The sequence below is a fragment of the Desulfitibacter sp. BRH_c19 genome (assembly GCA_001515945.1).
GTDB lineage: Bacteria > Bacillota > DSM-16504 > Desulfitibacterales > Desulfitibacteraceae > Desulfitibacter.
The window spans coordinates 83,569-108,948 of the sequence record LOER01000046.1 but is presented as its reverse complement, the minus strand read 5'-3'; the positions used below and the strand labels follow the sequence as shown (position 1 = coordinate 108,948).

At 34.8% G+C, this 25,380-nt stretch carries 23 protein-coding genes and 2 pseudogenes; 16 read left to right on the top strand and 9 right to left on the bottom strand.

Annotation, left to right across the window (positions count from 1 at the left end):
• Window positions 1-670: 670 nt before the first annotated feature.
• From APF76_09820 to APF76_09810, 3 genes are all read right to left on the bottom strand, one after another.
• Window positions 671-1,042, bottom strand: coding sequence for a dinitrogenase iron-molybdenum cofactor biosynthesis protein (locus APF76_09820; protein ID KUO48933.1), 372 nt, complete (start codon window positions 1,040-1,042; stop codon window positions 671-673).
• A gap of 37 nt (window positions 1,043-1,079) precedes the next feature.
• Window positions 1,080-1,439 (bottom strand): hypothetical protein, encoded by a 360-nt coding sequence (locus APF76_09815; GenBank protein KUO48932.1) that lies wholly within the window; start codon window positions 1,437-1,439, stop codon window positions 1,080-1,082.
• Window positions 1,440-1,596: 157 nt separating this feature from the next.
• Complete coding sequence (locus APF76_09810; protein KUO48931.1) at window positions 1,597-2,013, bottom strand: MerR family transcriptional regulator; 417 nt, start codon at window positions 2,011-2,013, stop codon at window positions 1,597-1,599.
• A gap of 271 nt (window positions 2,014-2,284) precedes the next feature.
• On the opposite strand from APF76_09810, the gene APF76_09805 reads away from it, so the two are divergent.
• The 5 genes and pseudogenes from APF76_09805 to APF76_09785 all read left to right on the top strand — a co-directional run bounded on the left by APF76_09805 (window position 2,285) and on the right by APF76_09785 (window position 7,320).
• The gene (locus APF76_09805; protein KUO48930.1) at window positions 2,285-3,577 is read left to right on the top strand and encodes a kynureninase; all 1,293 of its coding nucleotides are present in this window, start codon (window positions 2,285-2,287) and stop codon (window positions 3,575-3,577) included.
• A gap of 41 nt (window positions 3,578-3,618) precedes the next feature.
• Window positions 3,619-4,818 (top strand): hypothetical protein, encoded by a 1,200-nt coding sequence (locus APF76_09800; protein KUO48929.1) that lies wholly within the window; start codon window positions 3,619-3,621, stop codon window positions 4,816-4,818.
• Window positions 4,819-4,846: 28 nt separating this feature from the next.
• Window positions 4,847-5,404 carry a hypothetical protein gene (locus APF76_09795; protein KUO48928.1) on the top strand — a complete coding sequence of 186 codons (558 nt, stop codon included), beginning with the start codon at window positions 4,847-4,849 and terminating at the stop codon, window positions 5,402-5,404.
• A gap of 27 nt (window positions 5,405-5,431) precedes the next feature.
• The gene (locus APF76_09790; protein KUO48927.1) at window positions 5,432-6,025 is read left to right on the top strand and encodes a hypothetical protein; all 594 of its coding nucleotides are present in this window, start codon (window positions 5,432-5,434) and stop codon (window positions 6,023-6,025) included.
• 18 nt (window positions 6,026-6,043) lie between these two features.
• Window positions 6,044-7,320: pseudogene (locus APF76_09785) on the top strand (lactate racemization operon protein LarA).
• A 31-nt stretch (window positions 7,321-7,351) separates the two neighbouring features.
• On the opposite strand, the gene APF76_09780 reads toward APF76_09785, so the two are convergent.
• Window positions 7,352-7,693, bottom strand: a complete 342-nt coding sequence (locus APF76_09780) for a hypothetical protein (protein KUO48926.1) — start codon at window positions 7,691-7,693, stop codon at window positions 7,352-7,354.
• 243 nt (window positions 7,694-7,936) lie between these two features.
• On the opposite strand from APF76_09780, the pseudogene APF76_09775 reads away from it, so the two are divergent.
• The 6 genes and pseudogenes from APF76_09775 to APF76_09750 all read left to right on the top strand — a co-directional run bounded on the left by APF76_09775 (window position 7,937) and on the right by APF76_09750 (window position 12,889).
• Window positions 7,937-8,443: pseudogene (locus APF76_09775) on the top strand.
• A gap of 446 nt (window positions 8,444-8,889) precedes the next feature.
• Window positions 8,890-9,537, top strand: coding sequence for a glycine/betaine ABC transporter (locus APF76_09770; protein KUO48925.1), 648 nt, complete (start codon window positions 8,890-8,892; stop codon window positions 9,535-9,537).
• Between the two features lie 22 nt (window positions 9,538-9,559).
• Window positions 9,560-10,525 carry a hypothetical protein gene (locus APF76_09765; protein KUO48924.1) on the top strand — a complete coding sequence of 322 codons (966 nt, stop codon included), beginning with the start codon at window positions 9,560-9,562 and terminating at the stop codon, window positions 10,523-10,525.
• A 10-nt stretch (window positions 10,526-10,535) separates the two neighbouring features.
• Window positions 10,536-11,186, top strand: a complete 651-nt coding sequence (locus APF76_09760; GenBank protein ID KUO49092.1) for a hypothetical protein — start codon at window positions 10,536-10,538, stop codon at window positions 11,184-11,186.
• Between the two features lie 150 nt (window positions 11,187-11,336).
• Window positions 11,337-11,804 carry a hypothetical protein gene (locus APF76_09755; protein ID KUO48923.1) on the top strand — a complete coding sequence of 156 codons (468 nt, stop codon included), beginning with the start codon at window positions 11,337-11,339 and terminating at the stop codon, window positions 11,802-11,804.
• Window positions 11,805-11,902: 98 nt separating this feature from the next.
• Complete coding sequence (locus APF76_09750) at window positions 11,903-12,889, top strand: hypothetical protein (GenBank protein ID KUO48922.1); 987 nt, start codon at window positions 11,903-11,905, stop codon at window positions 12,887-12,889.
• Window positions 12,890-13,555: 666 nt separating this feature from the next.
• Here the strand turns inward: APF76_09750 and APF76_09745 are convergent.
• Both APF76_09745 and APF76_09740 read right to left on the bottom strand, forming a co-directional pair.
• Window positions 13,556-14,833, bottom strand: a complete 1,278-nt coding sequence (locus tag APF76_09745; protein KUO48921.1) for a hypothetical protein — start codon at window positions 14,831-14,833, stop codon at window positions 13,556-13,558.
• A gap of 370 nt (window positions 14,834-15,203) precedes the next feature.
• Complete coding sequence (locus APF76_09740) at window positions 15,204-15,458, bottom strand: hypothetical protein (GenBank protein KUO48920.1); 255 nt, start codon at window positions 15,456-15,458, stop codon at window positions 15,204-15,206.
• 130 nt (window positions 15,459-15,588) lie between these two features.
• Here APF76_09740 and APF76_09735 point away from each other — a divergent pair, with 130 nt between their 5' ends.
• The gene (locus APF76_09735; protein ID KUO48919.1) at window positions 15,589-16,980 is read left to right on the top strand and encodes a putrescine aminotransferase; all 1,392 of its coding nucleotides are present in this window, start codon (window positions 15,589-15,591) and stop codon (window positions 16,978-16,980) included.
• 34 nt (window positions 16,981-17,014) lie between these two features.
• Here the strand turns inward: APF76_09735 and APF76_09730 are convergent, their stop codons facing one another.
• From APF76_09730 to APF76_09720, 3 genes are all read right to left on the bottom strand, one after another.
• Entirely contained in the window at window positions 17,015-17,650 is a 636-nt protein-coding gene (locus APF76_09730) for a hypothetical protein (GenBank protein KUO48918.1), read from the bottom strand.
• 69 nt (window positions 17,651-17,719) lie between these two features.
• Window positions 17,720-18,058 (bottom strand): transcriptional regulator, encoded by a 339-nt coding sequence (locus tag APF76_09725; protein KUO48917.1) that lies wholly within the window; start codon window positions 18,056-18,058, stop codon window positions 17,720-17,722.
• Window positions 18,059-18,072: 14 nt separating this feature from the next.
• Window positions 18,073-19,332, bottom strand: a complete 1,260-nt coding sequence (locus APF76_09720; protein KUO49091.1) for an ammonium transporter — start codon at window positions 19,330-19,332, stop codon at window positions 18,073-18,075.
• A 509-nt stretch (window positions 19,333-19,841) separates the two neighbouring features.
• Between APF76_09720 and APF76_09715 the strand changes: the two genes are divergently transcribed.
• From APF76_09715 to APF76_09700, 4 genes are all read left to right on the top strand, one after another.
• Window positions 19,842-20,561 carry a hypothetical protein gene (locus APF76_09715; protein ID KUO48916.1) on the top strand — a complete coding sequence of 240 codons (720 nt, stop codon included), beginning with the start codon at window positions 19,842-19,844 and terminating at the stop codon, window positions 20,559-20,561.
• Between the two features lie 323 nt (window positions 20,562-20,884).
• Window positions 20,885-22,309, top strand: a complete 1,425-nt coding sequence (locus APF76_09710; protein KUO48915.1) for a trimethylamine methyltransferase — start codon at window positions 20,885-20,887, stop codon at window positions 22,307-22,309.
• A 32-nt stretch (window positions 22,310-22,341) separates the two neighbouring features.
• On the top strand, window positions 22,342-23,847 hold the full coding sequence (locus APF76_09705) for a histidine ammonia-lyase (protein ID KUO48914.1): 1,506 nt from the start codon (window positions 22,342-22,344) through the stop codon (window positions 23,845-23,847).
• 16 nt (window positions 23,848-23,863) lie between these two features.
• Window positions 23,864-25,312, top strand: a complete 1,449-nt coding sequence (locus tag APF76_09700; protein KUO48913.1) for a trimethylamine methyltransferase — start codon at window positions 23,864-23,866, stop codon at window positions 25,310-25,312.
• Window positions 25,313-25,380: the final 68 nt, after the last annotated feature.

Sequence of the window (25,380 nt, the reverse complement as noted above, 5' to 3'; positions counted from 1 at the left end):
TGGATTTGTTAATTTTCTTAACTGCTAGTACATAAGCTACAATACTGACAAAAACAAAAAGTATTGAAAGGGGGTAATTAGTTTCCAAATAGTATTTTAAGGTAAGTATTCCAGAAAAGAATCCAATTGTAAGATATAATATCACTAGCATATTTTTAATCTCTCCAAACTTATTTCTCTTTTTTTGTGTTAATTGAATATATAAGGTAGTTTAACACATTTTGTAAAAATAAAAAACCCATCAAAAAGATCTACTTTAGAATAATAAAATTACCTTAATCTTATCATATTTGCTAGCTAAATGATAGTAATTACTCTTATCAATAAGGAAAGATTAGAGATCATGACGTTAGACTTTATCCAATGGCTAACTATCACTAAGGTCCACCTCTTTAGGTGGGAGATAAGTGGTACTAAGCCCCTGGATAACGGTTTCTAATATTCAGAATGGAGTCAAAACTCCACCTGAATAAAGAATCCTGTTTATTAGATATTCGATTGTTAATTCAAGGGTAAATTGCAATAGTTAACTATATAAAAAGAAGGGAGGTTTCTGGAAAACCTCCCTTTAAATATATATAATCTATTGCAGGTGGACGATTAAGTTATTGTGTAGGTTAATCAAGCTGCTTTTAATGTTTTCTGGCAAAAAATCTTGGGCGTCTCAAAATTAATGACCACCACAAACATATTCTTCAGTCATCATACTTAATTTATCTTGCAGTAATCCATTTATAGAGTCTTCTACTGTTACACCTTCACCTAAATAAACCTTAATTCCAGCATTTTTAAAGCCCATTAAAGGACGTAGACCCATGCCACTAACTATAATACCATTAACTCCTTGTTCTGCTAATAGGTTTACAGGTACTAAACATCCACCTTCAGTATGATCAACATTTGATATTGCGTGAACGTCTTTTATTACTCCTTGTTCAATATCAATTATAGTAAATACATCACATCTGCCAAAGTGTCCTGATCTTTGAGCCTTTAACCCTCCTGGATTTTCTGATGGAATTGCAATTCTATTCTTAGACATTATTATCATCCCTTCTGATTAATACATATTTTATTATTTACCAATGTCCTTTTGCATTTGCTTGAGTACTTTCACTTAAAGCACCGGCTTCGTATTCTGAAATGGCTTCAGCAATAGTACCACTATCCTTTTGATAGCACTTGACATTAGCGTTATTTAGAGCATTAAAAGCTTTTGGACCAAGGTAGCCACTAATTACTATATCACAATTTTTTTGAACAACTAATTCAGCTGTTTTAATTCCTGCCCCCTGAACGGCATTATAATTTTTACTATTATCAATACACTCAATATCAGTAGTATTTGAGTCATAGCAAACAATAAATTTTGCTCTACCAAATCGAGGATCTATTTTGGAATCAAGTCCGCAATCTAAGGATGAGATAGCAATTTTCATTATTGATTTATCACCTCCTATATGTCGAATGTTATATTTACACCTATTATAGAATATATAAGGGATAATTGCAATATATATACTAGTTATATTAGTAGGTTAGTGTAATATAAAAACAGCTTTCATTTGTTCACGAAACAATCAAATGATTAGCTGTTTACTTTTTATACTCACAGTGTTCTGGGCATGTAGCACAGAAATTACAGTCTTGACAATAGTCCGCTTGGTCTAAGGGGGTAAAACAAAATGTTCCTTCTTCTTTCCAACAAGGCTTTGCAGGATTAACATACTCATTGCTTTCCTTTTTCTTGCCACCTTTGCAGTTTACTTTCCACCAACAAGGATAAAACTCAATAAGCTGACGAACTCCTGCGAGATTCAACCCTTTATCATCAAGCATTGTTTTTATAAATGTAAGCTTCTTTAAGTCTTCATTAGAATAGAGGCGTTGATTGTTTTTCCTGCTCGGACACACTAAGTTATTTCTCTCCCAAATCCGTAAAGTTTCTTGATGAACTCCTAGTAATTGAGCAATAATACCGATTGTATATATTGGAACATTATTATTTAACATAATCAAAACCACCTTTATATTTAGTATATAAAACTAGCTACTAATATATATTACCATTTATTTATAAAAAATTACATAGCAACTACAATGAAGAGTACAAAAGAATTTTACTATTTAGAAAACTGATAGTATGTACCTCATTAAGCATAGCTTAAGAGATAAAGTATGTTTTCAATAATACTAAATACTAAAAGGTAATTGATAAATTGTGACGAATTTTATAATATGTATAATAGTAGCATAGCATGACTGCCTTAAGGAGTGAATATTCGTGCAATGCAAATTTAAATTAACCAAAGAGTTTGCAAGAAATTTGGATAGTAAAGATCAATTGGCACCTTTCAGGAAAAGATTTTATATACCAAAAGATAAATTATATATGGATGGGAACTCTTTAGGGTTATTATCAATAGACGCAGAAGAATCTTTAATGAGAGTTCTAAATGAATACAAAGAGCTTGGAATTGACGGGTGGATGAGTGGAAGTCCACCCTGGTTTACCTTTGCAGAGGAACTTGGGAATAAACAAGCAGTTCTTGTTGGAGCTGATAAAGGAGAAGTAATTGTACATGCTTCTACAACAATGAATCTCCATAACCTTATTGTGTCTTTCTTTAAGCCAACTAAAATTAAAAATAAAATATTAGTAGATGAACTTAATTTTCCATCTGATAGATATGCCGTAGAAAGTCAACTTAGACTGCATGGCTTAGAACCTTCTAACCATCTTAAAGTTATAAAAAGCAGAGATGGAATAACCATAGATGAAGCAGATATTGTGAATGAAATGTCTGAAGATGTGGCATTGGTGGTTTTACCTTCAGTACTTTATAGAAGTGGTCAGCTCTTAGATATGGAATTATTGACCAAAGAAGCTCACAAAAGGCAAATAATAATAGGATTTGATTGCTGCCACTCAGTTGGCGCTATTCCCCATCACTTTTCCAGATGGGGAGTAGATTTTGCAGTATGGTGCAATTATAAATACCTTAATAATGGTCCTGGTGGTACAGCGAGTCTCTATGTTAACAAAAAGCATTTTGAGAAAATGCCTGGACTATGGGGTTGGTGGGGCTACAATAAGGAGAAACAATTTGACATGAAGTTAGATTTTGAACCTGCAGATAATGCTGGCAGATGGCAGATAAGTACGGTAAATCTTTTTAGTACTGCTCCGCTGGATGGATCTCTTAAAATCTTTTTAGAAGCAGGAATTGAAAATATTAGAAAAAAATCCATATGCCAGACAGAATACCTGATATATTTAGTCCAAGAATTACTTAGTGGTGAACCATATAATGTTGGCATTGTTACTCCATTAGACTCTAGTAGAAGGGGAGGCCATGTAGCTCTATCCCACTTAACTGAAGCCATTAGGATAAATGAAGCATTAAAGGCAAGAGGTGTAATACCTGATTTTCGATATCCAAATATAATTCGTCTTGCACCTGTGGCTCTCTATTCAACATATATGGAGATTTGGACAGTAATTCAACACGTAAAAAATATTATTGATACACAAGAATATAGGCGATTTAGCAATAAAAGAGCAACAGTTTCTTAAAACTTTATAGTCAAAATAGATTTTCATAAGGGGTAGATTACATGGAAAAACACAAGTTAAGCACCACTAACAGTAATAACAGTACTAACAGATCTTTGATTACTTTTTTTGTAGCTGCTTATATTATATTTGTAATCTTTTTTACATCTTTAACTGTACTACCTATATATGTAATCGAATTAGGTGGAACTGAATTTGATTCAGGATTTCAGAGCACACTATTTTTTGTATCGGCTGTTATTTTACGGCTATATTTTGGCCCAATGGCTGATAGTAAAGGAAGAAAAATTCCATTATTAATAGGTGCTTTTGTTTTTGCAACATCAGTAATCTTCTTTATGTTAAGTACTGAGGTCTGGCATCTCACACTAGCTCGTGTATACCAAGCACTTGCTTTAGCTACTTTTCTTTCTAGTGGTAGCTCACTAGTTGCCGATATGGCACCAATAAAGTCAAGGGGTACTTATATTGGTTTTTATAGATTGATAATTACCCTAGGCGTTTTAACTGGCCCCGCTGTTGCTATGGAATTTATTAATAATTTTGGTTATAGTAACTGGTTTACTTTAAACTTTATTTTTGGTTCCTTTGCCTTTGTCTTAATTCTGTTTATTAAAGCACCAACTATATCTCGTAATTCAGATTTAAGATTTATGAATAACATATACTTAGTCTTTAAAAACAAATACCTTTGGCCAATATTTGCTGTGTTAGGTCTAACTTCCATTTGTTATGGTGTAATTGTAACATTTGCATCATTATATATTGGTCAAATTAGTGAAATTGCTAATCCAGGGATATATTTTATATATTTTGGCATATCAGGTGTAGTGGCCAATGTTAGTGCAGGATTTCTTTCTGATAAATATGGAAGAGATGTAGTGGTGTGGCCGGCAACAATGATACTTGGAATAGGTCTTATAATTTTGGCTTTCGCATCTTCATATACAGCAGTCATAGTTATTAGTGGCTTACTAACTGGATTTGGGTGGTCAGGGGGTATTGCAGCCTTAATAGCATGGCTTATTGATACAGCCGAGGATAAGATCAGAGCTACTGCTTTGTCTGTTCAAGAAAGTATAATTGACTCGTCAATGGCGATAGGTTCATTATTATTTGGAATCTCAAGTGCAATTATTGGTATGAAATTTTCGTTTATTGTGACAGGGATTAGCATTTTGTTAATTTCAGCGATTCTTATACCATTAACAAAAAGGCAGTTTAAGCAAACTGCCAAATAGAGTTTAATTAACAAGATGGGGTGAAAAAATGAATTTACAAGCTTTAAAAAACAAACATAGAAGAAAGCTGGCAGATAAACATTATAGGGAGTTTGTTTCTCTTGATCTGGAAACCACAGGCTTTAATCCTAAATATGCCAGAATCATTGAGATTGGGGCAATTAGGATTGTTGATGAAAAAGTTGTTGAGACCTTTAGTGCACTAATCAACCCTAGGACTTCAATACCAAAGAAAATTACTGATATAACTGGAATTACGAATGAAATGATTAGAGATGAACCTACAATTGACGTTGTTTTTCCACAATTTATCACCTTTTTAAAGGATAGTCCCATAGTTGCACATAATTCAAGCTTTGATATGGGTTTCATAAAACATGCTGCAGAAAAATTCGGTGTTTATATTAATAACCCTGTGATAGATACACTACAAATGAGTAGAATAATGTTTCCCAACTTAGATAACCATAAACTAAATACTGTTTCTACTTACCTTCAGGTGACACTTGAAAACCATCATAGATCAATGTCTGATTCAGCTGCTGCTGCAGAAATATACATAAAATGTCTTAAACTACTTAGTTAATAAAATATTACTGCCTTATTTGGAGAAATGGAGGAAAAGCATATGAGTCATTTTTTCGCTTACCTTTCAAGAATGAAATTAATTAATCGGTGGGGTCTGATGCGTAATACATATTCTGAAAATATTCAGGAGCACAGCTTGCAGGTGGCTATCATAGCTCACGGCCTCGCAGTAATTAAAAATAAGAAATTTAACGGTAATCTTAACCCAGAAAGGGTTCTAGCTCTTGCTACATTTCATGAGGTTAGTGAAGTGATTACAGGCGATTTGGCCACCCCAATAAAGTATTTTAATCCTGAAATCAAAAAGGCTTACACCGAGATAGAAGACGTGGCAAAGCATAAGTTACTAAATATGTTACCACAGGAAATGCAAGATGATTACAAATCTTTATTATTTGTTGAAGAAGTTGACGAGGAACATTGGCGACTTGTCAAAGCAGCTGATAAAATTTGTGCTTATATAAAGTGTTTAGAGGAATTAAAAGCTGGAAATCAGGAGTTTTCTAAAGCGGAAAAAAGCATTATGAAAAATCTAGATGATATGGATCTGCCTGAAGTAAAATATTTTATAGATTGTTATGTTAAAAGTTTTTCTTTAACAATTGATGAATTAAACTGATAAAGAAAGGGCGATAATATGTTATACCTTCCTTATGACAAAAATTATTTAGAGTTTCCTTTTGATGCAAATCAAGGAATGCATCTTTTAAGCCCTCCTTCTAGTGGTTTTAAAAGATCGGAGTCACAGGAAGGGATTGTAGAAAATGCTTTATCTAAGCCGATTGCTTCTGAAAATTTAGCACAATTAGTGGAAAATAAAAGCAATATTGTTATTATAACTAGTGACCATACCAGACCGGTGCCAAGTCAGATAACAATGCCCATCATTTTATCTGAAATTAGAAAGAAAAATAAAAGTGCGAAAGTTACTTTACTGATTTCAACTGGAATGCACAGGCCAATGAGTGAGGAAGAAATTCAGGCTAGGTTTGGAAAAGATGTGCTAAGTCAAGTAACAATTGTAAATCATTTAGCAGAAAAAGATGAAGATATGATTTACCTTGGAATATTGCCATCTGGTGGTGAGTTGTGGATAAACAAATTAGCCGTAGAGGCAGATTTATTAATTGCAGAAGGGTTTATTGAACCGCACTTTTTTGCTGGGTATTCAGGTGGCAGAAAAAGTGTTTTACCGGGAATAGCTTCCCATAAAACTGTTCTTTTTAATCATAATTCCGATTTTATAAATAGTCCCTATGCACGGACAGGTATTTTAGAGAATAACCCAATACATAAAGATATGATCTGGGCTGCAGGGCAGGCAAAGCTAGCCTACATAGTAAATGTAATTATAAACTCTAAGAAAGAGATTATTCATTGTGTAGCAGGCCATCCGGTTGAAGCTCATAAACGTGGCTGTGAGTTTGTTGAGAAAATGACTGCCGTTACGCTGAAACCTGCAGACATAATAATTAGTACAAATGGTGGCTATCCATTAGACCAAAATGTATATCAAGCAGTTAAGGGAATGACAGCAGCTGAAGCTACTGCTAAAGATGGGGCTGTTATTATTATGATAGCAGGGTGTAGAGAAGGAATAGGAGGAAATAACTTTTATCATCAGATGGCGGACGCATCTACTCCAAAAGAAACCATGGAAAAAATAATGGCAACATTAAATATTGAAACAGAGGCTGATCAATGGCAATCACAGATATTAGCAAGGGTCTTATTAAAGCATAAAGTGATTTTAGTTACTGAACCTAAACTTGCTGAGCAAGTAGAAAAAATGCATATGAAATATGCACCTACATTAGAGGCTGCTTTTAATATGGCTCTCATTCAAAAGGTATGGACGCAGAAATTGCTGTGATACCTGATGGAGTTGGGATTATGCTAAAACCCTGCAGTTAAAAAGGACTGAGGGTTTTAGCAAAGTTTCTATTTACGGTATGTTGATAATTTGACCAATAAAAATCACGTTCGGGTCTGTTATTTGTGGATTTGCTGCTACGATAGCAGCTACTGTAGTACCAAATCTTCTTGCTATCAAGAATAATGTATCTCCTGGTTGAACAATATATCTTCCAGGTGCAGGGGGTGTTGGAGTTGGTGTAGGAGTTGGAGTTGGTGTGACCCGAGTAGGTATATTAATAATCTGGCCAATAAAAATTATGTCTGGATTAGTTATTCTTGGATTAACTGCTAAGATTGCTGAAACGGTTGTTCCAAACCGTCTAGCAATAGCTGTCAATGTATCGCCTGGCTGAACAACATATTGAAACATATACAATACCTCCTAATATTTGCTATTATATTGTATGTTTACGTGAACTAAATAGGTACTTTTTTTCCTAAATCTTATAATATTTAAAGAAATTATATAAACTGTGAATTACACTTACAATCTCTATACTAGACAATGTAGTGTATCAGGAGTATACTTGTTTAAGATAGATAGAACCTTTACCGTTCACTTGGCAAAGGTCTTTTTTCTGTTTAAGTTAGCCAGATTAGAGGGAGGGTTAAGATGATATTATTAGTGATTTTTCTAATTCAGATTACCTATGTAACCCTATTTACGTTAAGGACAATTTTTGTTGTTAGGGGTAAAACTCATTTAGCAGCTATTATTAGTATAATAGAAGTATTTATTTATATCTCAGGCTTATCTATTGTTTTAGCTAATCTAGATAATGTTCTTAGCATAATAGTCTATAGCTTGAGTTATGGACTTGGTATATTATTAGGAAGTTTCATTGAAAATAAGATGGCACTAGGATATACCCAAGTGCAGGTTATTACTAAAGATCTATCTGATGGGTTGCCCCATCTAATAAGAGACCAAGGATTTGGGGTTACCAGTTGGGTAGCAGAGGGTAGGGATGGTCCGAGATTAGTTCTAAATATTTTAGCAAAAAGAAAATGTGGTGATAGCCTTGAGAGGACTATTAAAGAGCTTGACCCAGAAGCATTTCTTATTGCTTTTGAACCCACGAGGTTTAAAGGTGGCTTTTTAGCGCAAAAGGTTATCCAGGTATGTGGTGAAGCTACTGATAAATTATTTTCAAATCAAAAAGAACAGATTGAGACAAATCAGCAAGGTCACAATAACGATAACTGAATAGGAGTGTAAAGATAATATAATTATGCAGTGCAAAATTTAAACAATAAGCATAAGTGTGTTGTTAGATAAGGCTTTTAGGTGTTGAGGTGCATAATAATATGCGCTTTTTCTTTTTTGCAAGCTAAACACTTTAAAATAAAACAAGGAGAATACCAGTTTATATTAATCCAGCAATAGTGGAATGAGAATTGCATAAAAAGTATTGCGAGTGTATTTTATGTATATTATTTTATATTGGTTGTAAAGTTTGATACTGATATGATATTCTTGAACAATAATTAATGATATAATATTAAATAAAATGCTTAACTAAATAGCTGACTATTCACTCAATAGTGATGGGAGGGGGTGGATGTATGGATCCATTAGGTTATTTTTTGAATAATACTGAACGAATAGCTACTTATGCCCAAATTCATTTCAAGGTTGTACTTATAGTTACTGTTATCTCATTATTGCTATGGATTCCCGTAGGTGTTTTAATTACTAGAAATGAACGTTTGGCGCAAGTAGCTTTGAATATAGCAAACTTGTTAATGTGTATTCCAAGTATAGCTCTATTTGCTATTTTCGTTACCATTCCTTTTTTTGGTTTAGGTATGCGCTCAGCGGCTACAGCATTGGTAATGTATGCAATGTTACCTTTACTTAGAAATGTTTACAAAGGTGTTAAGTCAGTAGACAAGTCAATAATAGAAGCTGGTAGGGGAATGGGGATGCCAAGTTGGAGATTATTTTGGGAAATTGAACTACCCTTAGCTTTACCTGTAATATTTGCAGGCATTAGGATTTCAGTCGTTTTAACAACTGGAATAACTACAGTTGCTACATTTATTGGTGTACAAACTTTGGGGAGACTCATTCAATTAGGGATTTCAAGATCAAATATGGATATGATTATTGTTGGTGCGCTAATAGTAGCGGTTATTTCATTAGCCATTGATTTTATTCTAGGTAGGATAGAGAGAAAGCTCATATCTCCTGGCTTGAGAGTAAATAGTTAGTGCTACAAAGGGGGAAGGCAATTTGATTAGGTTAGAACAGTTAACTAAGAGATTTCCAGGTCAAAAAATACCAGCTGTAAACAGTATTGATTTGAAAGTTAATAGTGGTGAAATATGTGTGTTTGTGGGACCCTCAGGGTGTGGTAAAAGTACCACCTTACGGTTAATCAACAGATTAATAGAGCCTACTTCTGGAAAAGTATTTATAGATGGCGAAAATGCTATGGAAAAGAATCCAGATCAGTTAAGGCAAACTATCGGATATGTTATTCAACAAATCGGTCTTTTACCTCATAAGACTATTAAAGAAAATGTTGCAATTGTTCCAAGACTATTAAAATGGCCTAAAGATAAGATCTCCAAGCGAGTAGATGAACTGCTTTCATTAGTGGGTCTTGATCCAGAAGTAGTTCGGGATAATTACCCATATCAGCTTAGTGGGGGTATGATGCAAAGGGTTGGTGTTGCTAGGGCTATGGCTGTGAACCCGCCAATAATGTTAATGGATGAACCCTTTGGTGCAGTTGATCCACTAGTAAGGTCATATTTGCAGGATGAGTTTTTAAAAATTCAACTAAATATTAAAAAAACAATATGCTTTGTTACGCATAGTATTAATGAAGCTATAAAAATGGGCGATAAGATTGCAATTATGAATGAAGGAGAAATTGTTCAATTTGGTACTCCTGAAGAAATACTATCATCTCCAGCAAATGATTTTGTGTCAGAATTTGTTGGTGCTGATCGAGGGGTTAAAATGCTAGGACTTGGCAAGTGTGGTCACTTAATGGAACCTGTTGAAAGCCATACTATAGAAAAATTAACTAAAAGTTCCTCATTTGTTCAAGTATATGAGCCCCTAAATAATGCTTTAGCTGCCATGCTAGAAAAAGATACAGATGTAGTTGGAATTTTAGAAGGTGAAAAACTGGTAGGAATACTAACCTGGAAAGAGTTAAAAAAACATGTCAGCAAGATAGGAGGTTGAGCTAATGGCAATGACGACAGAACGCTTTATGTTGGCTTTGTTTGATAGGGCGCCTCAACATATAGTGGAGCATCTTATTTTAGTTGGTATAGTTCTTGTAGTAGCAACTTCTATTGCTCTGCCTATTGGTATTTTTCTGACAAGATCAAGATATAGAAGATATTCAGATCCTATTATGACAGTCTTAAACGCAGGCCAGACAATACCTCCTCTTGCTGTGGTAGTTATGTTTTTCCCCATATTAGGATTAGGTTTTAAGTCAGCATTATACGCTCTAGTTATTTATGGTCTTTTGCCAATAGCACGTAATACAATAGCTGGTTTAGCTGGGGTAAGCGAGGATATAAAAGAAGCTGCTAGAGGAATGGGCATGCCTGCAACCAAGGTCTTTTTTCAAGTTGAATTACCTTTAGCACTTCCTGTAATACTTGCTGGGATAAGAACCTCAACAGTTATTACAGTAAGTACAGCCACTTTGGCAGGTCTTATTGGTGCAGGGGGACTTGGCCGTTTAATAATGGTGGGTTTAACAATGAACTGGGGAGAGTTTACTATTGTAGGCGCGGGATTAGGAGCGTTAATGGCCATATTAATAGATAGAGTGATGAATGTTATCGAACATAAATTTGGACCTCCGGGTACAGTAGTGGAAATTGAATAAATAATAACATTGGGTTAAGTGTAAGCTAAAGTTGTTTGTTACATACAAAAGTGGACAAACAACTTTTTTATAATCTATTACTTACATTTTACATATTTTTCATATTGAGAAAGTTAACTACTAATTTAAAAAGTAGGTGCATTAAAATACATGATAATTAATTATGAACTTTTAAGTGCCCTTGCCGCAATGATCCTAGCTCAAGTAATAAAATTGATTTTAGACTATTTTCTAGACGGTAAAATAAATCTTGGCTTACTGATGAGCACAGGTGGGATGCCAAGCTCACATACTGCTTTAACTGCTGCTTTATCAACGGCAATAGGTATTAATTATGGTTTTGCAAGCCCATTTTTTTCCATATCAATAGTACTAACTCTCATTGTTGCACATGATGCAGCTGGTGTGCGCTGGCAGGCCGGCAAACACGCTTCGGAAATAAATAAAATCAGAGAAGATTTAACTAAACTGGTACAGGCTATATCAACAAATGAACCACCTTTAAAAAATCGTAAGGAACTGAAAGAATTACTAGGTCATAGACCTTTGGAAGTTATATTAGGTGGTATTACGGGTGTTATTGTGGCCATAATTATAAGTACAATATTTGTATTTTGAAAAAGTTTAATGATTATAGATTTAATTCCATTTTACAGAAAGGAATATATATATATATATAGAATATATCTGCTAAGGTTACTTTTAGGGTGGGTGCCATGGAGTACAATGCTGAGGCTACTATATTGGTAGTTGATGATGACAAACTAAATAGGGTATTTTTAACAAAATTATTAGAAAAAGAGGGGTTCAAAGTTATTCAGGCGCATGATGGATATGAGGGCTTTAAATCAGCTTACGACTTAAAGCCAGACTTAATGTTGCTGGATATAATGATGCCCAAAACCGATGGAATAAATGTTTGTAAAGCCCTTAAAAGGGAACCAATTACTAAAGATATTCCAGTTATTTTTGTAACAGCTAGAGTAGATAAAGCAGATATTGTTAAAGGATTCCAGGCAGGAGCCGTAGATTTCGTTACAAAGCCAGTATTCATGCCAGAGTTAATAGCAAGAGTTCGAGCACATCTTAGTTTAAAGTTTTATGCTGATCAATTACTTCAGAAAAATGAAGAACTGAAAAAATTGAATCATTTGCTTAAACATTTATCAAGAAAAGATGCTTTAATGGCAATTTGGAATCGTGGTGCTTTTGATATTGAACTGGAAAAAATACATAACTTATCCATACGATATGGAAGGGTCTATTCTTTAATTCTGGCAGATATAGACTATTTTAAACCTTATAACGATTACTATGGTCACCAAGCTGGAGATGAAGTATTAAAAGAAGTTGGCAAGATTTTTAGAAGTGCATGCAGAGCCACAGATTTTATAGCAAGATATGGGGGAGAAGAAATAGTTGTTATTTTGCCTGAGACTAATTCTGAACAGGCAGTAATCTTGGGAAAAAGAATCATGGAACTACTTAATGCAAAAAATATTATACATGAGAAAAGTCCAGTAATTGATAAGGTTACAATTACAATGGGAATTAGTGAACTGGATTTAAACAATATAGTTTCATATAAAGATATAGTTCAAAGGGCTGACATGTCCCTCTATGAAGGGAAGAATAATGGTAGAAATTCAATTATTGTCTATAATGATAAAATCCCACTAAAAAATCATACTATCTGTTATTAATTATTGTGGACTTAATCGTGAACTGCTCAATTCTTGCTCAAAAGATAGTACATGGGACTGTTCATCTAGTAGATTTCCCCAGAAGATATCTTTTAACTGGCAATTATCAAGTTTATTTATCATTAGCTGGTAGTCATGGATAGCTTTTTTTTCTATCATTATATTTACTTTCAATTGTGTATTCAAGCCCAATAAGGGTACTATCTTTCCAGCTGCTTTTCCAGCTAAAGGAGCTAAGTAATCAGCTATAAAAATAGGCTTGCCGCCTATTTTTTTTATTTGATCTGCAATATTGTCTACATGCTGTTGTTCTACATCTGCAAAATGCAGGAAAGATTTCTTAAGATATGCATCTTTAGCTGATTTACTCTGCGAAGTGTAAAAGTCGACCTGGTTAAGCTCTAGGGTATAAAACCAGTTTAGTATCTGTAAAAGGTTAGGATAAACGATAACTTCTTACACCCCTTTTCTACTTTGACTCTGTAAATAGCGAAAAGAAAGGGTTCACTAAATGTCCCCCAAATGACTACTAACAAATTTCTTATAAAAAAGGTAAAACATCTTACTTTAGTAGTCATTGCTGGCCATCAGGAACCCTTTCATTAAATAGTTTCAACATTTCATGTATATTTATACTGGTAAATTATGTTTATCTACATTTCATCCTTATTTTAAAATAAAATATTCTAATTTGGGGTAAAAGTATGCAGGAACCTCTACTGTAAAGTGGGTGCCAGCAGTAGTATACTTCATTTCAAATACTTTGCAATTGTTATGTAGATCTGATATTATTTTTCCTTGAGAAAATGGTATCAGAACATTTAAAATAAACTTTTTTTCGGGAAGCTCTTGTTCAATTAAGTCTAAAAGCTCTGCCACACCCCTGCCTGTTTTCGCTGAAAAAGATAAGTATGAGGATTGATCGAGAGGCTTAGGTAAAACTGAAAGATCTACTAGATCAATTTTGTTATAGATAGTTATTCTTTTTATATTGCTTGCTCCTATCTCTTCTAGGACATTATAAACTGCTTCCTGCTGTTCCTTTGCAAATGAGTTATTTATATCAACCACATGTAGCAATAGATCTGCTTCCAAAACTTCATCTAAAGTTGTTTTAAAAGAAGTAATAAGCTGGTGTGGTATCTTTTGAATAAATCCTACAGTATCTCCAATTAAAGCTTCTCTGCCACTTTTAAGTGTGATACCTCTAATAGTTGAATCTAAGGTTGCAAATAGCTTATCTGTTCCCTGGTCTTCATTAGAAGTATCCGTTACAATGGATGGAACTTCCTTTAAAAGTCTATACCTGACAGAGGATTTTCCCGCGTTTGTATAACCAACTAACACTATTAAAGGAGTGTTTGGATTTCTACCCTTACGTTTAATTTTTCTTTGTCTTGATATTCGAGCAATTTGTTTTTTTATATCATTGATTCTATTTTTTAAATGCCTCCTATCCGTCTCTAGTTTTGTTTCACCGGGGCCTTTAGTTCCTATTCCGCCAGCTAATCTTGATAGCTGAATACCCATACCGGTTAATCGAGGCAGTCGATAATTAATCTGTGCAAGCTCAACCTGCAATTTTCCTTCCCGACTCTTAGCTCTTTGTGCAAAGATATCAAGAATAAGATTAGTTCTATCAATAACGGTAACATCTGTTATTTCTTCTAAGTTTCTAATCTGGGTACCTGATAGTTCTTCATCTACTATAATGAGGTTTGCGGCTAGCTCTTCTGCTTTTAAACCTAACTCTTCAGCAAAACCCTTGCCCATATAGTAAGTAGTATCAGGCTTGTTTCTTTTTTGGATGAATTTGCCTAAGACCTCAGCTCCAGCAGTTCTAGCAAGCTCAGTAAGTTCTTCAAGTGATGCTTCAGTACCTATAAGATGATGTCCGGGCATTTCAATACTTACGAGAAGTGCCCTTTCATTTTTTCCCTCCACTATGTAAACCACCCCACATATAATTTCTACTTATTTTTATAATGATATCATACTGTTAATTAATAGTAAAAGTTGTGCATAATTTTCAAGATGTAAGGTGTATGTTTCTCAATTAGTGATAAATGTGTTAAAATATGATGTGAATATTTCCTGAAAATTCATTAGGCTTTGAGATTGCTTATGGTGAAAAAACAGAAGTCACTAACTTTATTTTAGTAATAACAATTACAACCCTATCTGGTTTTTTTATATTCAAATTTACCAGTTTCAAGGAAGGAACTTACTAATGGGCGCTGGTCCTATGTAATCAGAGATATAGAGGTAAATAAAATAGTAGAAGATAAGGAAAACCTTCTACTATTGAGAATCTTTAAAATTTCTGTTTTGTCTGTTGTTGCTGCTGTTGCTGTTGCGGAGACTGATATTGTTTATATTGAGGTTCTTGTTGCTCAGCATAATTAACTCGACCTTTTAGTCCTTGGCTTATACTTTCGAGCTGATTAGCATAATTAATGAATTGCTGTTTTGCGTTTTGATCTTGGGTATCCATAGAAAATGTTTTTAACTCAATCTTTGCAGAGTCAATACTATTTAGTGCTTGATGAAGTTTTTGCCCAACAGTCATTTAATCATCCTCCTAGAATTTTTTTTAGTACATTAATAGTTTGACTAAAATTAAATTGTTTAACCGTTGTAATTATTTCCGCATGGCAGATACTACATATAAAGTTAAAAAATAACAATGAGGTGAACTAATGGTGAAGAGAGATAGCTTAATGACTATTGATGATGCTTTACAATTAAATAGAGATAGCATAAAGAAAATCTATAAAACCAATGTTAACCCAGCCTTAGGTAATCTACTTGGATTATTAAACTTTGATAAAAAGTATGTACGTGCCTTTGGTGTACAAGTTTGGGATGAGGAAGAAAATTCCTATTTAGATTTTCTAGGTGGATATGGTTCATTAAACATTGGACATAATCATCCAGCAGTAATAGCTGCAATTGACAAAATTAAAGCAATGCCAAATATTCTACAGGCGAGTATCAATCCCCTTGCATCAGTATTGGCATATAATCTAGCAGAAATTACTCCTGGAAATCTTTCTAATGTCTTTTTTGGTAATAGTGGAGCTGAAGCCGTAGAGGGTGCCCTTAAGACGGCAAAAATATATACTGGAAAGGGCAAAATTGTCTATTGTGAAGGATCTTTTCATGGAAAGACAGCAGGGGCATTGTCTGTTACTGGAAGAGTTAAGTATCAAAAACCCTTTTATCCACTAATTCCTCAATGTGAAGCAGTTCCATTTGGGGATCTGGAGGGCTTAGAAAAGGCGCTAATTAATAAAGATGTAGCCTGTTTTATTGTTGAGCCAATTCAAGGCGAGGGTGGAATTATAGTACCCCCAGAAGGTTATTTAAAAGAAGTTAGAAAAATATGTACAAAATATGAGACTTTATTAATAGTAGATGAGGTTCAAACAGGTTTTGGGAGAACTGGAAAAATGTTTGCATCAGAATGGGATGATGTTATACCAGATATTATGTGTCTTGCAAAGTCATTGGGCGGTGGAATAATGCCAATTGGCGTTTTTATCACTTCAAAGGCAATATGGGAGAAATCATATGGGGAAACTGATAGGGCTACTTTACATACATCTACATTTGGTGGCAATAGCTGGGCAGTAGCAGCAGCAATAGCAACTATAGGTGTAATATATGATGAAAACTTAATTAATGAAGCAGAAGAAAAGGGCGAATATCTATTAAAAAGACTTCTAGAATTAAAAAATAAATACCCACTTATACAAGATATTAGAGGAAAAGGGCTACTAGTAGGAATAGAATTTCAGCAGGGAAAATCGGTTTTGGATAAAATGATTGGTGGTAAGGTAAGTGAACTTAGTCAAGAATACACAGGCGCTCTTGTTGCTGGGGAACTCCTTAATGCACATAATATTATTACAGCCTATACAATTAATAACCCTAATGTTATAAGGCTTGAACCACCATTAACTGTAACCTATGAGGAATTAGACTATGTGGTAAATTCTTTGGATAAAACATTTGCTGCCAATAAGAGTGTAATAAAATTGGCTCTAAATAGTTCAAAAAATATCATAGGTTCTTTATTTAAAAGATAAAAGCAAAAAAGCAACCAACTGGTTGCTTTTACTTTTATCTTAGCATTTTTAAGAATGTTTCAAAGTCATTAATTATATAATCTGGTTGGCAATTTATAAACGATTCATTAGAAAATGTGGTCCAGCCAACTAATACAGTTGTCAATCCAGCCCTTTTGCTACCTAATATGTCATAAGGGCTATCACCTATAGAAATTATTTCTGAGGTATCCAAACCCATCATGTTTATCATTTTTTCATAAGGGTCAGGATTTGGTTTATGCTTATCGACATCTTCAAAATATATTAAGAAATCAAAAAACTTTTTTATGTTAAAAAACTCAAGATTTCTTTTTCCCGAAGTAGTGGTTTTTGAAGTAACAAGACCAATCTTAAAACCATTATTTTTAAGCTGTTCAAGGAGACCTACTACATCAGGGAAAAGTGCATTTCCTTTATCATGATGTTTTTGAGAGAATTCTCTATAAGCTATAAGCATATCATTTGCTTTTTCGGGGCAAAAATGATTCATTTGTTCTATGAGAGGTTTGCCATACAATTTTAAAAGTTCTTTTTCATCAAGTCTCCTCCCAAGATGAATTTCACAGGCATGATGAAACGAATCAATGTTTAATTTAGTAGAATTCAATATAGTTCCATCAAGGTCAAAAATAACACCTTTATATGTCATTTTCTTTAACCAACTCCTTTATTGAAATCTTAAATAAAAAGTGACAGGGGTTATTCCCCCTGTCGCCTATTATAATGCTTCTTTGCCTTTTTCTCCAGTTCTAATTCTTATAGCTTCCTCAACATTATAGATAAATATCTTTCCATCGCCAATTTCACCTGTTCTAGAGCCTTCTATTATACTATCTATAGCACTATCTAACATTTCGTCATCAATTACGATAGACACCATTATTTTAGGTAGGAGATTAACATTATATTCATTTCCTCTATATGAATGCTTATGTCCCTTTTGCATACCATAACCAAGTACTTGGCTAACTGTCATTCCATTAACACCAATCTTATTTAGACTTTCTTTAACATCTTCTATTTTTGTAGGTCGAATAATACAATCTATTCTTTTCATTTTTATCTCACCCCTTAGTTAGATTTAACTACTATTGGTTGATTACTAATATCCGGCACAATACCGGCTGCATATGCTGATTTACTCACAAGATTGTTATATGCCTCAACGCCGTGCTCGTTAACATCCAGACCCTCGACTTCTTCTGCTTCAGATACTCTTAATCCAATAAATGCTCCAAGAATTTTAAATGCAATAAATGCAACTGTTATACTCCAAGCCATAACTGCAAGAACACCCACTATTTGAACTCCAAGAAGAGAGAAGGAACCTGAATATAATAGGCCGCCATCTACAGCAAACAAACCTACTGCAATTGTTCCAAAAGCACCACATACTCCGTGAACTGATATAGCACCAACCGGATCATCTATCTTTAATATTTGATCAAATAGTTCAACTGCTACTACAAGTATAACACCTGCAATGATACCAGTAAATAAAGCACCTACGAATGAAAGAGCCTGAGCACCTGCTGTAATGCCAACTAAACCAGCTAGAGTGCCGTTTAGTGTTAAAGTAATGTCTGGTTTTTTGTATCTTATCCAGGTAAATAAAAGTGCACTTACTGTTCCAGTAGCCCCTGCAATGAGAGTGTTTGCAGCAACCAAGGCAAGATCTGGATCAAAAGGACTTAAAGTGCTTCCAGGGTTAAATCCAAACCAGCCAAACCATAAGAATAAAACTCCCAATGTTCCAAGGGGAATATTGTGACCAGGAATAGGATTTACCTTCCCAGAAGCTGTGTATTTGCCAATACGAGGTCCTAAAAGAAATGCTCCAACAAGGGCTGCCCAACCACCAACGCTGTGGACAATAGTAGATCCTGCAAAATCAACAAATCCTAATGAATCTAACCAACCTCCACCCCAGGTCCAGTGACCCACCACAGGGTATATAATAGATGTAATTATGATTGTAAAAAGAATGTAAGTACTAAACTTAGCTCTTTCAGCTACTGCACCAGATACTATAGTTGCAGCTGTAGCTGCAAAAACTGCCTGAAAAAACCAGAAAGCCAAGGTAGGTATTCCGAAATCAACATCTCCTTTAAAAACAAGAGCATAACCGTCACTTCCAAAAAAGCCATATTTGCTTGAGCCAAACATTAATCCAAAACCTACAAGAAAGTAACATAAAGTACCTATTGAAATAGTAGAAACATTTTTCATAAGAATATTTACAGTATTTTTTGCTTGAGTAAATCCGCATTCAAGCATCGTAAAGCCTGCATGCATGAAAAACACCAGGAAAGCGGCAAATAGTACAAACATGGTATCTAACGCAACTTTCGTTTCATCAATTTCTCCCGTTTCTGCAACACCAAAACTAGATAGTAAAAGAACTAGCAGCAAAGCCATGAATATGATTCTAATATTTCTTAACATAAATAATCCCTCCATTTAAAGTTTAAAAGTTTTTTGTTGAGGATCCTCTTAAAAAACAAAAAAACGCCCACAAATCTACAGGCATCTTCACCCGAATTTGTGGACGTCTTTGTCCTTGATATGTAGCACAACATTGTGCTCTTGTTTTTTAGATTATATATTCGGATATAGTTAATTGTCAAGAATTAATTTTTCTAGAATTTTAATTTTGTGATTTGTGAGTATTTTGTGTTAATCTAAAGTAACAGTTAAAACTGCGATGTGTCAGAATGAAATTAAAAAATTAAGAAAAGTTGCTATACTGTGACTAATATCACAGAGTTGCTAGTATCTTTTGAGTATAATAAACTCAAAGATAAAGATAAATTCAACGATAAAAGAAGGGGAGATATAAAATGATTAGAAGAATAGTTACTATTAACGAAGATAAATGTAATGGGTGTGGAGCTTGCATCCCTGCTTGCCATGAAGGAGCAATCCAAATAATTAATGGCAAGGCGAAACTATTAGAAGATAAGCTATGTGACGGAATTGGTGATTGTCTGGGAGAATGTCCATTAGATGCCATTGAAATTGTAGAAAGACATGCAGATGAGTATGATGAGGAAGCCGTAAAAGAACACTTACGTAAATTAGAGGAAAAGAATGAGCCAAAGGATAAACACAAAATTCCCTGTGGCTGCCCAGGAACAATGAGTAGAATGTTTGAAGAAGAGGCTGATGAGGATGGTGACGAGGACGTAGAACTTAGATCTACCTTAAGACAATGGCCAGTACAATTAAGTTTAGTGCCTGTTAATGCCCCATACTTTGAAGATGCTGAATTGTTGGTAGCAGCTGATTGTGCACCTGTTGCTTATGGTAACTTTCATCAACTTCAAAAGGGTAAGGCAATTGCAATAGGGTGTCCTAAACTAGATGATGGAAATCATTATGTAGATAAGCTTACACAAATTTTGAAATCAAATAATATCCGTAAAATTACCATTGTCCGTATGGAAGTGCCTTGTTGTGGAGGACTAAACAGTATTGTTAGTGAAGCAATTTCTCAATCAGGAAAAGAAGTACCAGTAGAGACTAAAACTCTATCTATCCAGGGAAAAATTATTAGCTAGATATTATTAAGTTGAATAGTGAATAGTGAAAAATGAAAATAGTGCATGTTATAGATAACATGCACTATTTCCGTTAGTGCATAAAAACATGCATTAATGATAATAGGTATATATTAATGATGAAGTACTTGATAATACTAAATAAAACATGATTATAAATGCAAAAACTTATGCAGCTAGCAAATATATATTATATAAAACTACATAAAATACCTTGGTAAGTATCACTTTAGTATCTTGGCACAATTTTTGCTACGTATAATAATAGATATTTTTGACCAAAACATTACTTTCAACTAAATATTAGGAGGATAAGAATAAATATGATAAAAAGTAGGGTCAATGCTATAACACAAGAACAAATAAAACAAATTCACAATTCAGCATGTGAGATTTTAGAAGATGCTGGAGTTGTAGTCCATCACGATGAAGCACTAGAATTATTAAAAAGTGCGGGTTGTGTTGTTGAAAACAGCAACCGAGTATATATTCCTACTGGGTTGGTGGAAAAGTCCATTAGCACAGTTCCTTCAAGAGTTACATTGTATGATAGAAATGGTAACCCTAAAATCTTTATGCAAGAATGGGAAATAAGCTTTGGTACTGGTTCAGACACAATAAACTATTTAGATCCATATACAAAAGAGAGAAGAAAATGGCTTAAAAAAGATGTGGAAGATGCTGTAAAGGTATGCGATTATTTGCCACATATTGATTTTATAATGTCAATGGGAAACCTTGTTGATGTAAATAAACACATGATAAATCGGGAACAATATGCTCTTATGCTTTTAAATAGTACTAAACCTCAGGTTGTAATAGCTGAGGATGATAAGACTCTAGAAGATATAATAGAAATGGCTGCTGCAGCAGTTGGTGGAAGAGAGGTCTTAAAACGCAAGCCGCTTTTCATGGTGTATTGCGAGCCAACATCACCACTTCAGTTGCCTTATGAATCAGTTGCCAAGGTTCTTTTAGCGGCAGAAACAAATATACCAACCAATTTTGCATGTGGAGGTTTAAGTGGTGGGACAGTACCCATGACAGTAAGCGGAAGCGTCTTGCAGGCCCATACAGAAGCCTTAAGTGGACTAGTAATTCATCAGTTAAAAAACCCAGGTGCACCTTTTGTATATGGCTATGGTATTACACCTCTTGATATGAAAACCTTACAATCAGTTTATACTTCTGCAGAATCTATGGTTGCACAGGGCATGCTATGTGATATAGCTAGGTATTTTAATTTCCCATCATGGGGCTATGCTGGGTGTAGTAGCTCCAAGACTGTCGATGAACAAGCTGTAATGGAAGCGACTATGTTTACTCTTATGGGAGCTCTACAGGGCTGCAACCTTATGCATGATATATTTTATTTAGAGTTTGGTTTAACAGGGGCTCTGGAAATGATTGTGATTAGTGATGACACTATCAATAGGGTAAAGCATATGATTAAAGGAGTTGACACAAGTAGAGAGGCTTTAGGAACAGATACCATAAAAATGGTTGGTCCTGGTGGAAACTTCATGGGAACCCAGCATACTGTAGAGAATTTTAGAAAAGGCTGGTCAACAGAACTGTGTGATCTTCAAGGTTTTGAAGGATGGGAAAGAAGTGGGAAATTGACACTATTTGAGCGAGCTAATCAAAAGGTTAAAGAGATTATAGAATCTCATCAACCGGAGCCTGTATGTGAATCTATAATCACAAAGGTAATAAAAATATTAGAAGATGCAGAACGAAAGTTATAGAAAATAAGATAGTATTTAGGGGGTGTAAAGGTATGGCAATTCTAATAAATGGAGCTAACCTAACGATAGAAAAGGTTGTTCAGGTGGCAAGGAATTTTGAAGAAGTATCTATAGCTCCTGAAGCTTATGAACCCATGGAAAAGTCAAGGCAACTTGTAGAAAAAATGGTTTCTAACAATGAAGTTGTCTATGGGATAACAACTGGTTTTGGTAAATTTGCCACTATGTCCATTAGCAATGGGCAATTAGATCAGTTACAGGAAAACTTAATACTTTGCAATACTGCTGGTGTAGGAGATCCATTAGCAGAAGAAGTTGTTAGGGGAATGATGTTATTAAGAGCAAATTCTCTCATAAGGGGTAATTCAGGAATACGGCCTATAGTAGTAGAAACATTACTAGAAATGTTAAATAAAAAAGTTCATCCTGTTGTTCCAGAAAAAGGCTCAGTCGGAGCAAGTGGAGATTTGGCTCCACTTTCCCACATGGCTCTTGTTTTATTGGGAAAAGGTGAGGCATACTACAGTGGCCAGTTGATGCCAGGTATGACAGCCATGGAAAAAGCAGGTATAGAACCTGTAAGACTGAAGGCAAAAGAAGGCTTGTCGTTATGTAACGGTACCCAGGCAATGGCATCTTTGGGAACTCTGGCAGTATATGATGCACTAAATCTGGCTAAAATTGCTGACATAACAGGAGCGTTAAGTGCAGAGGCTTTAGAGGCTATTGTTTCTGCATTTGATCCAAGAATACATGAAATCAGACCCCATTTAGGCCAGATTGAAACTGCCCAAAACCTAAGAAAGCTTTTGGAAGGCAGTAAAATCCTGCATGCCTCGGACCATTGTAGAGTACAAGATGCATATACTCTAAGGTGTATGCCACAGGTTCATGGAGCGTCAAAGGATGCCATAAATTATGTTAAGGGTGTTATAGAAACAGAAATCAATTCAGTAACAGATAATCCACTAGTATTTCCTGAGGAGGAAGATGTATTATCTGGTGGAAATTTTCATGGACAACCACTAGCCCTTGCCATGGACTTTTTGGGAATAGCTTTATCTGAACTAGCAAATATTTCCGAAAGAAGGACGGAAAGACTGACTAATCCGGCGTTAAGCGGAGGGCTTCCCGCTTTTCTTACAGAAAGGGGAGGTATAAATTGTGGCTTCATGATTGCACAATATACGGCAGCCGCTCTTGTAAGTGAAAACAAGGTTTTAGCCCATCCTGCTAGTGTTGACTCAATACCTACATCTGCTTCTCAAGAAGACCATGTAAGTATGGGAACAATAGCAGCAAGAAAGGCACGCAGCATATTAGAGAATGTTCAAAATGTTTTAGCTATAGAACTATTATGTGCCTGTCAAGGGATTGATTTTAGACAAGCAAAGCCTGCTCCAAGGACATATGCTGCCTATAAAATGCTGAGAGAGAAAGTATCTAAGCTAGGAGATGACAGGGAGCTCTATCCTGATATTAATGAAGCTGTTAAACTAATAAAAGAAGGAAAAATAATTAAAGTATTAGAAGATTAATAAGGAGGAAAATCATATGGCATTTATGCGTTCCAATTATTCAGAACAAACAACTCCATTTATGAGTTGGGTTAGTGAATTCCAGTTAGAAAGGATTCATTCAGCATCATTAGAAATTCTTCAAAGAACAGGTACAAGGGTAGATCATCCATTAGCGTTAAAACTTCTTAAAGAAGCTGGTTGTCTGGTGAAAGATAATATAGCTAAAATTCCCCCTTGGCTTGTAGAGGAATGTATTAGAACCGCCCCAAGTAAAGTTACCTTAGGCAATAGAAGAGGACAAAGAAGGGTTCATCTGGAAAAGAATAACTGTTATTTTGGTACTGGGTCTGACATGCCATATATGATTGATATGGATACAGATAAAAGAAGATATTCAACCCAAAAGGATGTAGAAAATGCTATTAAGTTAATGGACTCACTTGAAAACTATGATTTTGTAATGAGTTACTGTATAGCAAATGATGCACCCAAAATGACAAATGACCTTCATCAATTCAAGGTGATGGTAGCAAATACTATTAAGCCCATAATATTTACTGCACATAGTGCAGAGCATACACAAGCGATTATTGATATGGCTGCTTTAGCAGTTGGGGGATATGACAATTTAAGAAATAGTCCATTAATGGTTTTATATTCAGAGCCAATTTCACCACTAATCCATACTGAAGTTGGTATTGGCAAAATGTTTAAATGCCATGAATATGGAATACCTGTAGTGTATACCCCTGGAGTTGTAGCTGGGGCAACAATGCCTGTTACAAAGGCAGGGACAATTGCCCTTATGAATGCTGAAGCTTTAGCAGGTGTAGTAATCTCCCAGTTACATGTAAAAGGAGCACCAATCATCATTGGTGGTGGAGCAACACCTATGGATATGAGAACCACAGCTACTTTATATGGTTCACCTGATGCTCAAATGAATTATGCAATTATGACACAACTGTCACAGTATTATCAGATACCAAACTTTACTGAAGCAGGTTGTGTAAATGCTCCCCTTCCAGACGCACAAGCAGGTTTTGAAGCTGGAATTGGACTGTTAACCTGCCAATTAGCAGGGGCAAACCTAGTACACGATGTTGGCTATCTAGAAGGGGGAAAGACGGGTTATTTACCTTTTCTAGTAATGTGTGATGATTATATTGCTGGTGCTCGTCATATGGGTAGAGGAACTAGAATAGATGAGGAAACATTGGCAATTGATGTGATCGATGAAGTTGGTGTTGGAAATAACTTCTTAAATCATCAGCATACATTTGATCATTTTAGAGAAGAAATATGGCAGCCAAGACTTTTTAATAGGTATATCTGGGAAGATTGGGAGCAAAGGGGTAAAAAATCATACCTAGATGCTCATAAGGATGAGGTGAGAAGGGTTTTAGAAGCCGATAATCCTAATCTGGTTGATAATAATACAATAACAGAAATGGATAAGATTATAGCAATAATAGAAAAGTAATTCAAAAAAGGCTTATAATTTGGGAATAGTAGCTGGGCAAAATATGCCTAGCTACTTGATCATAATCA

Bases quoted from the DNA above. Each gene is read 5' to 3' on its own strand.
- APF76_09820 (KUO48933.1), bottom strand. From the start codon at position 1,042: ATGTCTAAGAATAGAATTGCAATTCCATCAGAAAATCCAGGAGGGTTA.
- APF76_09815 (KUO48932.1), bottom strand. From the start codon at position 1,439: ATGAAAATTGCTATCTCATCCTTAGATTGCGGACTTGATTCCAAAATA.
- APF76_09810 (KUO48931.1), bottom strand. From the start codon at position 2,013: ATGTTAAATAATAATGTTCCAATATATACAATCGGTATTATTGCTCAA.
- APF76_09800 (KUO48929.1), top strand. From the start codon at position 3,619: ATGGAAAAACACAAGTTAAGCACCACTAACAGTAATAACAGTACTAAC.
- APF76_09795 (KUO48928.1), top strand. From the start codon at position 4,847: ATGAATTTACAAGCTTTAAAAAACAAACATAGAAGAAAGCTGGCAGAT.
- APF76_09790 (KUO48927.1), top strand. From the start codon at position 5,432: ATGGAGGAAAAGCATATGAGTCATTTTTTCGCTTACCTTTCAAGAATG.
- APF76_09780 (KUO48926.1), bottom strand. From the start codon at position 7,693: ATGTTTCAATATGTTGTTCAGCCAGGCGATACATTGACAGCTATTGCT.
- APF76_09770 (KUO48925.1), top strand. From the start codon at position 8,890: ATGGATCCATTAGGTTATTTTTTGAATAATACTGAACGAATAGCTACT.
- APF76_09760 (KUO49092.1), top strand. From the start codon at position 10,536: ATGACGACAGAACGCTTTATGTTGGCTTTGTTTGATAGGGCGCCTCAA.
- APF76_09755 (KUO48923.1), top strand. From the start codon at position 11,337: ATGATAATTAATTATGAACTTTTAAGTGCCCTTGCCGCAATGATCCTA.
- APF76_09750 (KUO48922.1), top strand. From the start codon at position 11,903: ATGGAGTACAATGCTGAGGCTACTATATTGGTAGTTGATGATGACAAA.
- APF76_09740 (KUO48920.1), bottom strand. From the start codon at position 15,458: ATGACTGTTGGGCAAAAACTTCATCAAGCACTAAATAGTATTGACTCT.
- APF76_09735 (KUO48919.1), top strand. From the start codon at position 15,589: ATGGTGAAGAGAGATAGCTTAATGACTATTGATGATGCTTTACAATTA.
- APF76_09730 (KUO48918.1), bottom strand. From the start codon at position 17,650: ATGACATATAAAGGTGTTATTTTTGACCTTGATGGAACTATATTGAAT.
- APF76_09725 (KUO48917.1), bottom strand. From the start codon at position 18,058: ATGAAAAGAATAGATTGTATTATTCGACCTACAAAAATAGAAGATGTT.
- APF76_09720 (KUO49091.1), bottom strand. From the start codon at position 19,332: ATGTTTGTACTATTTGCCGCTTTCCTGGTGTTTTTCATGCATGCAGGC.
- APF76_09715 (KUO48916.1), top strand. From the start codon at position 19,842: ATGATTAGAAGAATAGTTACTATTAACGAAGATAAATGTAATGGGTGT.
- APF76_09710 (KUO48915.1), top strand. From the start codon at position 20,885: ATGATAAAAAGTAGGGTCAATGCTATAACACAAGAACAAATAAAACAA.
- APF76_09705 (KUO48914.1), top strand. From the start codon at position 22,342: ATGGCAATTCTAATAAATGGAGCTAACCTAACGATAGAAAAGGTTGTT.
- APF76_09700 (KUO48913.1), top strand. From the start codon at position 23,864: ATGGCATTTATGCGTTCCAATTATTCAGAACAAACAACTCCATTTATG.